We start from the raw sequence: 11,964 nt of genomic DNA, 5'->3' as shown, positions 1-11,964 counted from the left end.
GATAAAATAGACTGGGGGGCATGAATGTGGAGAAAATTCCTGTCATAAAAAGAAGCGGAGAAGTCGTTTACATCGATCAAAGCTCACTGAAGATCTTTTCGAGGAATTTTTCGACTTCTCAGAGAGTAGAAAAATCTTTTTATCTTGATAGTTTCAAAATAGAGTCTCGCGGAAAGAAGTACCGTGTGGAAATCGTGCTGAAGAGTTCCGATGGAGAGAAGATCTCAGGAAGGAGCGAGGGAGCGGGAACGAAGAGTAACCTTCCAAGACTTCTCGGAGAGGCAGTGATAGACGCCTTCAACATCGAAGAAGACATCTCAATAGACGACATAAAAACCGTTTCTCTTGCTGGAAAAGAGTTCGTCTTTGTACACGTCACCTTCTTCAAAGATGGTAAAGAAAGATGGAAGATAGGAATTTCCCTTCTGGAAAAAGATTTTTTGAGTTCAGTGATCTCTTCCGTGATAGATGCTCTGTCAGATATAGTACAATAGTAGGTAAGAACGTATCGAGTGGGGGGTATTTCGATGAGTGCAAAGACTCTGGAAGATGTCATATCGAAGATTTCCGGTGTCATCTCTGTGAAGGTGATAGAAGAAGACGGCCAGCCAAGGGAGATCCACGTCATAGCGGATCCTTCCAGAAATCCAAAGCAGATAGTTCGGGACATTGAAACCGTGGCACTCGCATCCCTTGGAATGAAACTGGACAGAAGGATCATCAGTGTGGCCCAGCTCAGTCAGGGAAGGTTCTCTCCTTCTCAGTCCTACGAAATCTCTTCCATCGAGGTAAAAAGCCTTGACAGAAAAAAGCAGGTGAGGGTTACGATAAACAACCTCTTCGAAGACGAAGAACTGGTCGGTGAATCCGTTGGAGCGGGAACTTCAACGAATCTTCCAAGACTCGTTGGAGAAGCGGTCATAGAGGCTTTCAACGTCGACTCACCTGTTTCGGTGGACGACGTTCAAAGGGTCTTCCTTGCCGGAAAGGAGTTCGTCCTGGTTCATCTCACCGTTCAGGACGACGAAAAGGAGAGGACAGAAGTGGGTGTTGCCCCACTTGAGGGAGACTTTCTGAAGGCCGTTGCAAAGGCCACACTCAGGGTGGTGAAGGACCTCACCTAGATGAACATTTCCACCGTCTTGACAACCTCTTCTATCTCTTCATCGCTGAGTTCTGGAAACATGGGAAGGGCAAGACTTCTCTTCGAAAGTGATTCTGCCACAGGGAAATCTCCCTCTTTGTAACCCAGGTCACTGAAACACCTTTGAAGGTGAAGAGGAAGCGGATAATAAATGGCCGTCTGGATTCCTCTTTCCGAGAGACCTTTCCTCACCCTGTCTCTTGTTTCTTCGTTTTCGAGCAGAACGACGTACTGGTGGAACACGTGGTATCTGAAACCTTTCTCCTCCACTCCGGGATAGATCACAGGAAGACCTCTTTCCTCAAACAGTCTCTGGTAAGTTTTCGCCACTCTCAGCCTTTCCTCTGTCCACTTTTCAAGATACCTGAACTTCACTCTCAGGATCGCAGCGTGTATCTCATCGAGCCTTGAGTTGTACCCCACCTTCTCGTGGAAGTACTTTTTCCTTGCACCGTGCACCCTCAACATTCTGCACTCTTCTGCGATCCGATCATTGTCTGTCACGATCATTCCACCATCACCGTAGGTTCCAAGGTTCTTTGTGGGAAAAAAGGAAAAGATCGCAGCATCGCCAACAGAACCACTCTTTCTTATCTCACCGTTTTCAAACCTCCATTCTGATCCAAAGGACTGGGCACAATCCTCGAGGACCATCACGCCGTATTTTTCTTTCAAAAAACTCAGCGCCTCAAGATCCATCGTTCTTCCAAAAAGATGTACCGGTATAACTGCTTTCACTTTCTCTTTTCTCAACACGTGTTCAAGGTGATTCAGATCCATGTTGAACGTGCTCTCTTCCACATCGACAAAGATCACTCTGGCTCCGAGCCTGTAGGGGGCGCTCGCTGTGGCAAAGAACGTGTAAGGCGTTGTGACAACCACATCTCCCGTTCCAACTCCCATGGCTTGAAGTGCAATGAGAAGAGCGTCGCTTCCGCTTGCAACACCTATTCCGTGCTTCACTCCAACGAAATCCGCCACTTCTTCCTCGAGCCTTCTCACGTTCTCCCCCAGTATCACCCTGCCCGAGGAAATCGTCCTGTCTATCGCATCCAGAACCTCTCCCCTTATTCTCATGTACTGCCTTGTGAGATCAAAGAGTGGTATCATTCTCTCACCCCTTGAAAAGCCTTACGGCGTTCTCTGTTGTTCTTTCCTCTACAACCGTGAAAGATGTGTTCAGTACGTTTGCGATCGTCTCTACAACGTATTTCAGATACTTTGGCTCGTTTCTTTTTCCTCTGTACGGCTGAGGTGGGAGGAAGGGGCAGTCCGTCTCCAGAACGATGTGTTCAAGACCCACCTTCCTCACAACCTCCCTCAAAGACTCGTTCTTCGGATACGTCACAGGCCCTCCTACTCCAAGGAGAAACCCAAGATCGATGAACCTTTTTGCCCACTCGTAGTTCGAAGAAAAAGCGTGGATCACCCCTCTTTTTTCTGGAAGTTTTTCACCTGAGAGTATCCTGTAGGCCTCCTCGTATGCTTCTCTCACATGAACGATGAGAGGAAGATCGAACAATCGTGCAAGCTCTATCTGTTCGATGAAGACCCTCCTTTGGTCCTCAGAAGTAGAGATGTTCCTGAAAAAGTCAAGACCCGTCTCACCGATGGCAACGACCTTCTCCTCTTTAGCAAGAACTTCGAGTTCCTTTACAAAGTTTTCCTGTACATTCTTCGCCTCGTGTGGATGAACTCCTACCGAACAGACGATTCTGTCGCTGAGTTTTGCAACTTCAAGGCTTCTTCTTGAGTCTTCCAGATCCACTCCCACGTTCACAACAAAATCGATTCCATCCTCTTCGAATCTCGAAATGATGCTTTCTCTGTCGTCGTTGAATTGATGGAAATGAAGATGCGTGTGCGTATCCACCATTGAAATCACCCTCCCCACGTGTTAATATACTACCAAGGGTTTTCGTGACAAAGTGAACACCTTCACCTTTTTGTGATGTAGATGTTTCTTTGTTCTTAACAATTAGGTTGGTATAATTTGTATGAACAAACGAATCTGGAGGTGGTGGACATGGCATCGGGATGCAGCTGTTCAGGAAAGTGGGTGAGTTCTTCAGGGACTTTGTAAACGTTTTCAGGCACATCTCAGAGGATCTTGAGATGTACCTCAAGCTCGATCCCGCCGCAGAAAGTAAACTCCAAGTGTTCTTCTTCTACGCTTCCTTCCAGGGTCTCATGTGGTACAGATTCGCCCATTTCTTTTACAAATGGAAACTGAAGGTCCTCGCCTACATCATCTACTACTTTATCCGTGTTCTGTTCGCCATGGACATCCATCCGGCTGCCCAGATCGCACCAGGTGTGGTGATAGACCACGGAATCGGAGTGGTCATAGGAAGCACCGCAACGGTGGGAAGAGGAACCCTCATCTACCACGGAGTGACCTTGGGAACGAAAAAACCTTGCGCTGGAAAGAGACATCCTGACATCGGTGAGAACGTAATGATAGGAACGGGAGCGAAGATCCTCGGCCCGATAAAGGTGGGAAACAACGCGGTTATCGGCGCAAACGCCGTCGTTCTAGAAGATGTCCCCGACGGAGCGGTTGTCGTAGGTGTACCGGCGAAAATCGTCAAATGGAGGAGGGATCTCTGCGATGATGGAAAGACTGATAGGAAACACTCCTATAGTGAGACTGGATTCGGTGGACTCGAGGATATTCTTGAAACTGGAGAAAAACAATCCAGGAGGTAGTGTCAAAGATAGACCGGCTCTCTTCATGATCCTCGATGCAGAAAGAAGAGGTCTTCTCAAAAACGGAATAGTGGAGCCAACGAGTGGAAACATGGGAATCGCCATAGCGATGATCGGTGCAAAAAGAGGACATCGTGTGATCCTCACGATGCCAGAGACGATGAGTCTGGAAAGAAGAAAGGTCCTGAAGATGCTCGGAGCAGAACTCGTTCTCACCCCGGGAGACCTTGGAATGAAGGGGGCCATAGAGAAGGCAAAAGAGATCGCACAGGAGACGGGGGCACACATGCTTCAGCAGTTTGAAAACCCCTACAACGTCTACTCCCACCAGCTCACAACCGGACCTGAGATCTTGAGACAGATGGACTATCAGATAGATGCCTTCGTTGCGGGGGTGGGAACAGGTGGTACGATCAGTGGCGTTGGAAGGGTCCTGAAGACTTTCTTCGGAGACAGGGTGAAGATTGTGGCGGTGGAGCCAGCAAAATCTCCTGTTCTCTCGGGTGGTCAGCCCGGAAAACACGCCATACAGGGTATAGGAGCAGGATTCATCCCGAAGATCCTTGACAGATCTGTGATAGATGAAGTGATCACCGTCGAAGACGAAGAAGCCTTTGAGATGGCAAAGTACCTTGCGAAAAAGGAAGGCCTTCTTGTTGGAATTTCTTCTGGTGCGAACGTTGCCGCTGCTTTGAAGGTAGCAAAAAGACTTGGAAAGGACGCCAGGGTTGTGACCGTTGCACCCGACCACGCAGAAAGGTATCTGAGCATCCTGTGAAGGGAACGTACATTCTGCTTCTAAAACTCGAAAAAAGTGTTTCTTTGAAACATGGAAAGAAAACATCACACCTGAAACCGGGCTACTACACCTACGTTGGATCTGCAATGGGGGGATTCTCAAAGAGGATCCCCCGTTATTTCTTAGGACCTCAGAAAAAACACTGGCACATAGACTACCTCCTTGATCATGCAAAGATCGCAGGACTTATCATGTTCCATGGAAAAAGACTGGAGGAAAAGATAGCGGGTGTGTTATCATCTTATTTTGAAGGAATAGAAGGTTTCGGTGCCAGTGATCTTGGGGTGAAGAGTTGTCTCTTTTGTGTTGATCCCTTCGAACTTTTTTCTCTTCTGGGGGGATTCCGTGAGAATAGAGATACTCGACGGCCACAGAAACATCGGGGGAAACAAGATCAGGGTGGTTGACTCTGAAAACGATGCGTTCCTTCTTGATTTCGGTCTCAACTTCTCCAGATGGGGGGAGTTCTTTGAAGAATTTCTGAACCCAAGAACGGGAAGGATCCTCCAGGACCTCTTGAAACTCAACATGGTCCCCCGCCTGAACATCTACAGAGAAGACCTCTTCGACGGAAGGTTCGAAGATCCGGTGAACCACTCCTTTCTCTTTTTGAGCCACGCCCATGCAGACCACACCGGAATGGTCGGCCTCATAGATGAGAAGATCCCACTCCTCATGTCGAAGGAAACGTTCGCCGTGATGAGTGCCAGCGTGAACACGAGCAACCAAAGTGTCCTGACACAACTCTCCGGAAAAAAGAGAAAAAAGGCATCGGAGAAAGACGTGGAAAACGGTATCAGGCCGGACCTCACGGTGAGTGTAAAATCGAAGAACGCAGAAGAACTTACAAGGTATATCTCTTTTCCGGAAAAAACCGAACTCGATGGTTACAGAACGGTTGAAATGAGCGCTCTCTGGAAGGATGATCTCTTCGTCGAGCCCGTCTATCACTCCGTGATCGGTGCAGCCGGTCTTGTGGTGAAGGTGGATGGATTCTGGCTTGCCTACACCGGTGATTTCAGAACGGGTCCTGAGACGCCGGAAGAAGAAAAATACTGGCTCGACACACTCGGGGAGAAAAGACTCTCACTTTCTCTAAGAACGTCTCGTTTCTTCGAAAGATTGAAAGACAAACGCCCCCTTGTTCTCATCGTGGAAGGAACAAGGCTGGCAAGAGAAGAGAACGTGGAGAACACAGAAAAAGACGTGTTTGACAACGCCATGAAAGTGTTCAAAGAAACAAAAAAGCTTATCCTCGTTGACTTTCCGATCAGACACCTCGAAAGACTCTTCACCTTCCTGAAAGTCTGCTTGGAAAACAACAGAAAACTCGTTCTCATGCCAAAAGACTACGCCTACCTCATCGAGATGGAACGCGTGGAGCCACTCTGGAAACTTTCTGAAGAGGAGAAAAGCCACATCAGGGTGTACCACCCCGGAAAACTGACCTACATAAACCTGGAAAAAGAGGCACTCATCAGGGCAAAAAGCGAGGGTATCCTCATACCTCCCGATGAGATAAACCACTCTCCTGATGAATACGCCCTCGTTTCCGGCTACTGGGATTTTCCACACATCCTAGATCTAGACGAAAAAGTACTGAACGGTGCCGTCTACATCCATTCCACCAGCGAGGCCTACACGGAAGAGCAGGAAATCGATGCAAGGCGTTTCATGAACTGGCTCAGGTACTTCAACATAAAACCGTTCGGTCTGAAGGAGCGCAACGGGAGTGTGATCTTCACAAAAGAATTCCACGCCTCAGGCCACGTTTCACCGAAAAGTCTGGAGGCGATCTTGAACGATCTGAAACCAGACTACATCGTACCCGTTCACACACTGAACCCGAACTGGTTCGTTGAACGCTGGAAAGAGAGAGTCCTACTGGATGATGTGATTGTGCTATAATTTGTTTTGACACTTCTAAAGGGAGGTGGAAAAGTGGCAAGCAGAGAGGAGATCCTTTCGAAAGTGAAGAGCATAATCTCAGAGAAACTGGGAGTGGACGAAGCACAGGTCACAGAAGAGGCAAAACTCATAGACGATCTTGGAGCGGACTCTCTTGACCTCGTCGATCTTGTGATGGACTTTGAGAGCGAGTTCGGTGTGAAGGTGGACGATGCAGACCTTGAGAAGATCTCGACGGTGGGTGACATAGTCAGTTACATCGAAAAGAAATTGGGGTGAGTTCTCTCACCCCTTTTCTATCTCCTCCGGAGTGATCAGTCTAACCCTCCCGGAAAGTTCGTACTCCCTGAACTTGTCTCCACTCAGAACGACCGCTCCCATGGAGATCGCAAGAGACACGATCAGACGATCCGCGGGAGACTCGAAGAAAACGTTCGGTGATTCCTTCCACCTTCTGAATCTCTCTCTTTCCGAAACGGGAAGAACGAACTCTGCGTTCCTGTCGAAGACGATCATGTAGGGAAAGAAGAACTCCTCGAAGATGGAAAGTTTCTCAAAGATCCTGTAGATGTACGAAACAGAGAGGTTTCCCCTCCACAGGAGGTTGCTCCCATCGAGAACGATAGGACAGACGGGTTTTCTCACAACAGACGCAACAACGTAAGGATGAACCCTCAGAGATTCAATCCTACTCTTCTCAGAGGTTGGCAAAATCCTGTAGAGACTTCTCAACTCCTTCACCTTCTCTTCACTCAACTCCTCAAGCGAGAGTTTCTCGATGTGTTTTAAAATATCCGTCTCTTTGTTTTCTTCCACCTCTTCTTCGGCATCTTCCAGATGAAGGTAAAGATCTAAGAAATCTCTTTTTCCGAGCCTCACCCTGAGAAAATTCGCCTTCTGGATGAATTCATCGACGTTTTTTGTCTTCAAAATCCTTTTGAGATTCTCTGAAGGAAGGGGAAACTTCTTTGGAGAGTGCCAAAAGAGTATCTCAAGAACGTCCACCTCATCGACTCCCAGGATTTTCGAGGCAAAAGAAAGATCCCCTTTCAGCGCCTTTCTCACAGCAAGTTCGAAGATGTCAACCGGCACGTCCACTTTGGAGAGCCTTCCAAGAAAGATCCCCTTTAAGACCTTCAGATCCTTCTCCTTCCAGTTTCTTCTTCTGAGAAGAGAAAGAAAGTCGTTTCTTGCTTCTAAAAGCACCTTCCTCATCTGCATATCTCTATCTCGTCTCCTTCTTTCACAGAAAGCACTTTGCTTGCATCTCCCATGTTCACCGCCACTTCGAGAAAGCCGGCGCTGTCGGGGTGAACAAGAAGTTCTCCTCTTTCCACATCACCGAAGGCCCTTGTGACGGTCGCCTTGTACTCTCTCTTTCCAGTCTTCACTCTCACCACGTCGTCGAAGTCCACTCCAAGATTCATGAACATCTCGAAGGAAATGTTCGTTGAGACGTTCCCAAAGGTGTCCAAAACGGCAACTTCGCCGATCACACAGTTTTCCTTCAGAGTGGGTTTCTTCATCTTCAAAATCTCGTACGAGAGAAGTCTCTCCCCTACCTTTTCCATCGGAAGTCCCATATCAAGGTGTGCCGCAACGGGAGCGAAGATATCTCTTCCGTGGAAGGTAAAGGAAGGATTCTTTTTGTAGAAGAGTTCTTTGTTTTCTATCTCTCTGATCTCAGAAACCCCGTACTCTTCAGCGACAACCGTGAGAACACCATTGTCGGGAGCGACGAAGAAAAGATCGTTCTTTGTCTTCATGACGATCGCTTTCCTTGCGGTTCCCACACCGTAGTCGACAACAACGAGGAACACCGTGGAGGGAGGGAAATCCAGTGACGCTCGATAGAGTACATGGGACGCCTTTCTCACGTTGAAGGGTTCTATCTCGTGTGTGATGTCTATGATCTCGGCAGACGGATTTATCCTCTTGATAACCGACTTTGCGACCCCCACGTAGTGGCTTTTCAGGCCCCAGTCTGTGAGAAAGCCGATCATATTTCCCCCTCCATTTTTTTGAATTGTTTCACTATTTTATGGTATTATTATAGCGTGATTGTTCATTCGTATCCCGCCCGAGCCCGCCGGGCCGTGGGGAAAGAGAAAGGGGAGGTTTTCCCTCCCCTTTCTCTGTGAGACTCTCCACACTACTCTACAGGTTCAAAATCTTCCTTCGAAGCTCCGCAGAGTGGACAGACCCAGTCATCCGGCAGTTCTTCAAAGGGTGTTCCGGGTTCGATCCCGCTGTCAGGATCCCCCTTCTCTGGATCGTAGATGTAACCACAGAGCGTGCATCTGTACTTCTTCATGGACTCACCTCACTCTTCGACAGTGATCCTTTTACTGGACTCCCAAAGACCGTGTATGTTGCAGAAGGATAAGGCAAGTAGAGTACCCGATCTGTTCAATTTTACCACAGTCATGACAACGGGTTCTGTGTAGACAAAACCAGTGTTCGGCCCCTGAACGGACTCTCCGTGTGCGTTGAACTCGTACCTTCCCACTTCGTAGACGTAAGGGTCACCATCTGGCTGGAAGAAGACCTTGATCCACCTGATGTGGTGCTCCGTTGTGTTGGGATGAGGAATCTCCTTTCCCACAGTGACCGTGATCTGAACCGCCTCTTCCTTCTTCACCTTCTCGGGTGCCTCTATGACCGGAACGTGTTTTTCCTTTTTGAAATCTTCCGTCTTGATAAAATCAGAAAGTTTCATACTATCCCTCCTTCAGACTGAAAACTCTCTGTAAGCGCTCTTCGGTGCTCCGCAGACCGGGCACTTTTCTGGTGGCTCTCCCTCAACCGTGTGCCCACAGACAGGACAGATGTAGACCTTCTCAGCGGGGTAGTCTTCTCCCTTCTCGATGAGTTCTTTTGCCTTCTTGTACATCTCCGCGTGGATCTTTTCTGCCTCCCAGGCAAATTTTGTGCTTCTTTCTGCTCCCTTTTCCTGCTGAAACTGGGCAACGGTGTTGTAGACAGGATACATTTCCTTGATCTCGAAGGTCTCACCGTCGATACACTGCTGAACGTTCTCCGCCATCTCTTTGTAGATCTTTCCAAGCTCTCTGTAGTGATTTCTTGCGTGGACGAACTCAGCATAAGCGATCGCTCTGAAAAGATTTGCAAGCCTCTTCAATCCCCTCTGCTCTGCCTCGTCTGCGAAGATCAGATATTTCATGTGGGCCATGCTCTCTCCTGCGAAGGCATCCTCGAGGAATTTCTTTGTCATCTCCCTCATGCTTTCACCTCCCAATACCTCGGTTGATCCATTGTCATTTTACCACATAATTATAAATTGTAATGGTTTTGAATTTTGATCTTAATCTTTTGTCGGAAACTCTTCATCGCCATAAGAAAATCGAACGATTTTTGTCCTTTTTTGTTGTAACTTTTAGTTAATTTATGCAACACAAAATTAACCTTGACAGCAAAGAGGGGGTGTGTATAATAATGTCTGTGATACTGAACAAATTTGTCAACTATAGTGGTCAAAGGGGTTGAGAATTTTGTGAAGATCGGTGAAAAACTCAAAAAACTCAGGCTCTCGAGAGGGCTCACACAGGAAGAACTCGCAGAGCGAACAGATCTTTCAAGAAGCTTCATATCGCAGCTTGAGTCGGATAAAACATCACCATCGATAGACACACTCGAGAGAATCCTCGAGGCATTGGGAACCGATCTGAAGCACTTCTTTTCCGACTTTGAAGAGGAAAGAGTTGTGTTCAAAAAAGAGGAGAGAGTTCCGGTCTACGACGAGCCTGAGGGTGTGAAGAGCGAGATTCTGATGAGCGGTGTGGAGGACAAAGAAATAGATCCAATACTGGTAACGCTCGAGCCCGGTGCTCAGACGGAGGAAGAATCGTACCACGAAGGATCGGAGTTCGGTTTTGTGATACAGGGAAAGATCGATCTCTATCTCGACGGCAAAAGGTACAGGTTGAAAGAAGGAGACTGCTTTTACTACAGGGCGGACAAGAAACACTATGTGAAGAATCCGGGTAAAAAGAAGGCGGTGTTACTCTGGATCATGATTGACTGAAAATCTTCAGAGGGGAGGGATTCATATGAAGAGCTTGGGAAGGCACTTGGTGGCGGAATTTTACGAATGTGAAAAGGAGATTCTCGACAACGTACAACTCATAGAGCAAGAGATGAAACAGGCAGCCTATGAAAGTGGAGCAACGATAGTCACATCAACGTTTCATAGGTTCCTCCCCTACGGGGTGAGTGGTGTGGTGGTGATCTCCGAATCCCACCTAACCATTCACACCTGGCCAGAGTACGGTTACGCTGCGATCGATCTGTTCACCTGTGGAGAGGACGTCGATCCATGGAAGGCGTTCGATCACTTGAAAAAAGTCCTCAAAGCAAAGAGAGTGCACGTTGTGGAACACGAAAGAGGCAGGTACGACGAGATAGGAATTCCGGAGGACTCGCCACACAAAGCCACCGTCTGAGGAGGTGTGTAAATTGAAGGAACTGGAAAGAGAACTTCAACCAAGACAGCACTTGTGGTACTTCGAGTACTACACCGGAAACAACGTGGGACTTTTTATGAAGATGAATCGTGTGCTTTATTCTGGACAGAGTGATATCCAGAGAATAGACATCTTCGAAAACCCCGATCTTGGTGTGGTCTTTGCTCTCGATGGTATCACGATGACAACGGAGAAAGACGAGTTCATGTACCACGAGATGCTCGCACACGTTCCCATGTTCCTTCATCCCAATCCGAAGAAGGTGCTCATCATCGGGGGAGGAGACGGGGGAACGCTCAGGGAGGTTTTGAAACACGACAGTGTGGAAAAAGCGATCCTCTGTGAAATCGATGGTCTCGTCATAGAGGCAGCCAGAAAGTACCTGAAACAGACCTCCTGCAGTTTCGACGATCCCAGAGCAGAAATCGTGATAGCAAACGGAGCTGAATACGTGAGGAAATTCAAGAACGAGTTCGACGTCATCATCATAGACTCCACGGACCCGACGGCGGGTCAGGGCGGGCACCTCTTTACAGAAGAGTTCTACCAAGCCTGTTACGATGCACTGAAAGAAAACGGAGTCTTTTCAGCCGAGACGGAAGACCCGTTCTACGACATCGGCTGGTTCAAACTCGCCTACAAGAGGATCAGCAAGGTCTTCCCGATTGCAAGGGTCTACCTTGGCTTCATGACCACCTACCCCTCCGGTATGTGGTCCTACACCTTTGCTTCCAAAGGAATAGACCCGATAAAGGACTTCGACCCGGAAAAGGTGAGAAAGTTCGGCAAAGAGCTGAAGTACTACAACGAAGAGATCCACGTGGCGTCCTTTGCTCTTCCAAACTTCGTGAAAAAAGAGCTTGGCCTGATATGAACCCCGCTCCGGCGGGGTTTTTCCTTCTGGTATAATCTAATTAGTC

The 11,964-nt window shown here is 48.0% G+C and carries 17 protein-coding genes; 10 read left to right on the top strand and 7 right to left on the bottom strand.

The window, feature by feature from the left end; all coding sequences use genetic code 11:
* The first annotated feature begins 26 nt into the window (after positions 1-26).
* Together AS006_RS04135 and AS006_RS04130 are read left to right on the top strand one after the other, a co-directional pair.
* Complete coding sequence (locus AS006_RS04135; RefSeq protein WP_101513089.1) at positions 27-494, top strand: hypothetical protein; 468 nt, start codon at positions 27-29, stop codon at positions 492-494.
* Positions 495-527: 33 nt separating this feature from the next.
* Positions 528-1,124 carry a hypothetical protein gene (locus AS006_RS04130; protein ID WP_199167366.1) on the top strand — a complete coding sequence of 199 codons (597 nt, stop codon included), beginning with the start codon at positions 528-530 and terminating at the stop codon, positions 1,122-1,124.
* Here AS006_RS04130 and AS006_RS04125 read toward each other — a convergent pair.
* Together AS006_RS04125 and AS006_RS04120 are read right to left on the bottom strand one after the other, a co-directional pair.
* Positions 1,121-2,254: a DegT/DnrJ/EryC1/StrS aminotransferase family protein gene (locus AS006_RS04125; protein WP_101513087.1), complete on the bottom strand. Its 1,134-nt coding sequence runs from the start codon at positions 2,252-2,254 to the stop codon at positions 1,121-1,123. The genes AS006_RS04130 and AS006_RS04125 overlap by 4 nt on opposite strands.
* A 4-nt stretch (positions 2,255-2,258) precedes the next feature.
* On the bottom strand, positions 2,259-3,020 hold the full coding sequence (locus AS006_RS04120) for a TatD family hydrolase (protein WP_101513086.1): 762 nt from the start codon (positions 3,018-3,020) through the stop codon (positions 2,259-2,261).
* A gap of 161 nt (positions 3,021-3,181) precedes the next feature.
* Here AS006_RS04120 and cysE point away from each other — a divergent pair, with 161 nt between their 5' ends.
* Genes cysE through AS006_RS04095 form a run of 5 tightly spaced genes read left to right on the top strand, consistent with a single transcriptional unit; the run spans position 3,182 to position 6,839 of the window.
* Positions 3,182-3,853 (top strand): serine O-acetyltransferase, encoded by a 672-nt coding sequence (cysE, locus tag AS006_RS04115; protein WP_101513085.1) that lies wholly within the window; start codon positions 3,182-3,184, stop codon positions 3,851-3,853.
* Positions 3,756-4,631 carry a cysteine synthase A gene (gene cysK, locus AS006_RS04110; protein WP_101513084.1) on the top strand — a complete coding sequence of 292 codons (876 nt, stop codon included), beginning with the start codon at positions 3,756-3,758 and terminating at the stop codon, positions 4,629-4,631. Before cysE ends, cysK begins: the two co-directional genes overlap by 98 nt.
* On the top strand, positions 4,628-5,059 hold the full coding sequence (locus AS006_RS04105) for a DUF123 domain-containing protein (protein ID WP_101513083.1): 432 nt from the start codon (positions 4,628-4,630) through the stop codon (positions 5,057-5,059). Before cysK ends, AS006_RS04105 begins: the two co-directional genes overlap by 4 nt.
* Positions 4,998-6,560: a ribonuclease J gene (locus AS006_RS04100; RefSeq protein WP_101513082.1), complete on the top strand. Its 1,563-nt coding sequence runs from the start codon at positions 4,998-5,000 to the stop codon at positions 6,558-6,560. Before AS006_RS04105 ends, AS006_RS04100 begins: the two co-directional genes overlap by 62 nt.
* A 33-nt stretch (positions 6,561-6,593) precedes the next feature.
* Complete coding sequence (locus AS006_RS04095) at positions 6,594-6,839, top strand: acyl carrier protein (RefSeq protein ID WP_101513081.1); 246 nt, start codon at positions 6,594-6,596, stop codon at positions 6,837-6,839.
* Between the two features lie 6 nt (positions 6,840-6,845).
* Here the strand turns inward: AS006_RS04095 and AS006_RS04090 are convergent, their stop codons facing one another.
* The 5 genes from AS006_RS04090 to AS006_RS04070 form a co-directional block, all read right to left on the bottom strand.
* Positions 6,846-7,775 carry a hypothetical protein gene (locus AS006_RS04090; protein WP_233185633.1) on the bottom strand — a complete coding sequence of 310 codons (930 nt, stop codon included), beginning with the start codon at positions 7,773-7,775 and terminating at the stop codon, positions 6,846-6,848.
* On the bottom strand, positions 7,772-8,563 hold the full coding sequence (locus tag AS006_RS04085) for an S-adenosyl-l-methionine hydroxide adenosyltransferase family protein (protein WP_101513079.1): 792 nt from the start codon (positions 8,561-8,563) through the stop codon (positions 7,772-7,774). Before AS006_RS04085 ends, AS006_RS04090 begins: the two co-directional genes overlap by 4 nt.
* Positions 8,564-8,712: 149 nt before the next feature.
* Positions 8,713-8,874 carry a rubredoxin gene (rd, locus tag AS006_RS04080; protein WP_015920339.1) on the bottom strand — a complete coding sequence of 54 codons (162 nt, stop codon included), beginning with the start codon at positions 8,872-8,874 and terminating at the stop codon, positions 8,713-8,715.
* Between the two features lie 9 nt (positions 8,875-8,883).
* The gene (locus AS006_RS04075; RefSeq protein ID WP_101513078.1) at positions 8,884-9,279 is read right to left on the bottom strand and encodes a class II SORL domain-containing protein; all 396 of its coding nucleotides are present in this window, start codon (positions 9,277-9,279) and stop codon (positions 8,884-8,886) included.
* 12 nt (positions 9,280-9,291) lie between these two features.
* A complete protein-coding gene (locus AS006_RS04070) occupies positions 9,292-9,804 on the bottom strand; it encodes a rubrerythrin family protein (protein WP_101513077.1) in 513 nt (170 codons plus the stop codon).
* A gap of 270 nt (positions 9,805-10,074) precedes the next feature.
* On the opposite strand from AS006_RS04070, the gene AS006_RS04065 reads away from it, so the two are divergent.
* From AS006_RS04065 to speE, 3 genes are read left to right on the top strand one after another with little or no spacing between them, the layout of a single operon-like run.
* Positions 10,075-10,605, top strand: coding sequence for a cupin domain-containing protein (locus tag AS006_RS04065; RefSeq protein ID WP_101513332.1), 531 nt, complete (start codon positions 10,075-10,077; stop codon positions 10,603-10,605).
* A 25-nt stretch (positions 10,606-10,630) separates the two neighbouring features.
* Entirely contained in the window at positions 10,631-11,023 is a 393-nt protein-coding gene (gene speD / locus AS006_RS04060) for an adenosylmethionine decarboxylase (protein ID WP_101513076.1), read from the top strand.
* A 13-nt stretch (positions 11,024-11,036) separates the two neighbouring features.
* Complete coding sequence (speE, locus tag AS006_RS04055; RefSeq protein WP_199167364.1) at positions 11,037-11,918, top strand: polyamine aminopropyltransferase; 882 nt, start codon at positions 11,037-11,039, stop codon at positions 11,916-11,918.
* The last annotated feature ends 46 nt before the right edge of the window (positions 11,919-11,964 follow it).

Origin of the sequence: Thermotoga sp. SG1 (assembly GCF_002865985.1) — a bacterium.
GTDB lineage: Bacteria > Thermotogota > Thermotogae > Thermotogales > Thermotogaceae > Thermotoga.
This window is presented reverse-complemented; position numbering and strand designations above follow the sequence as displayed.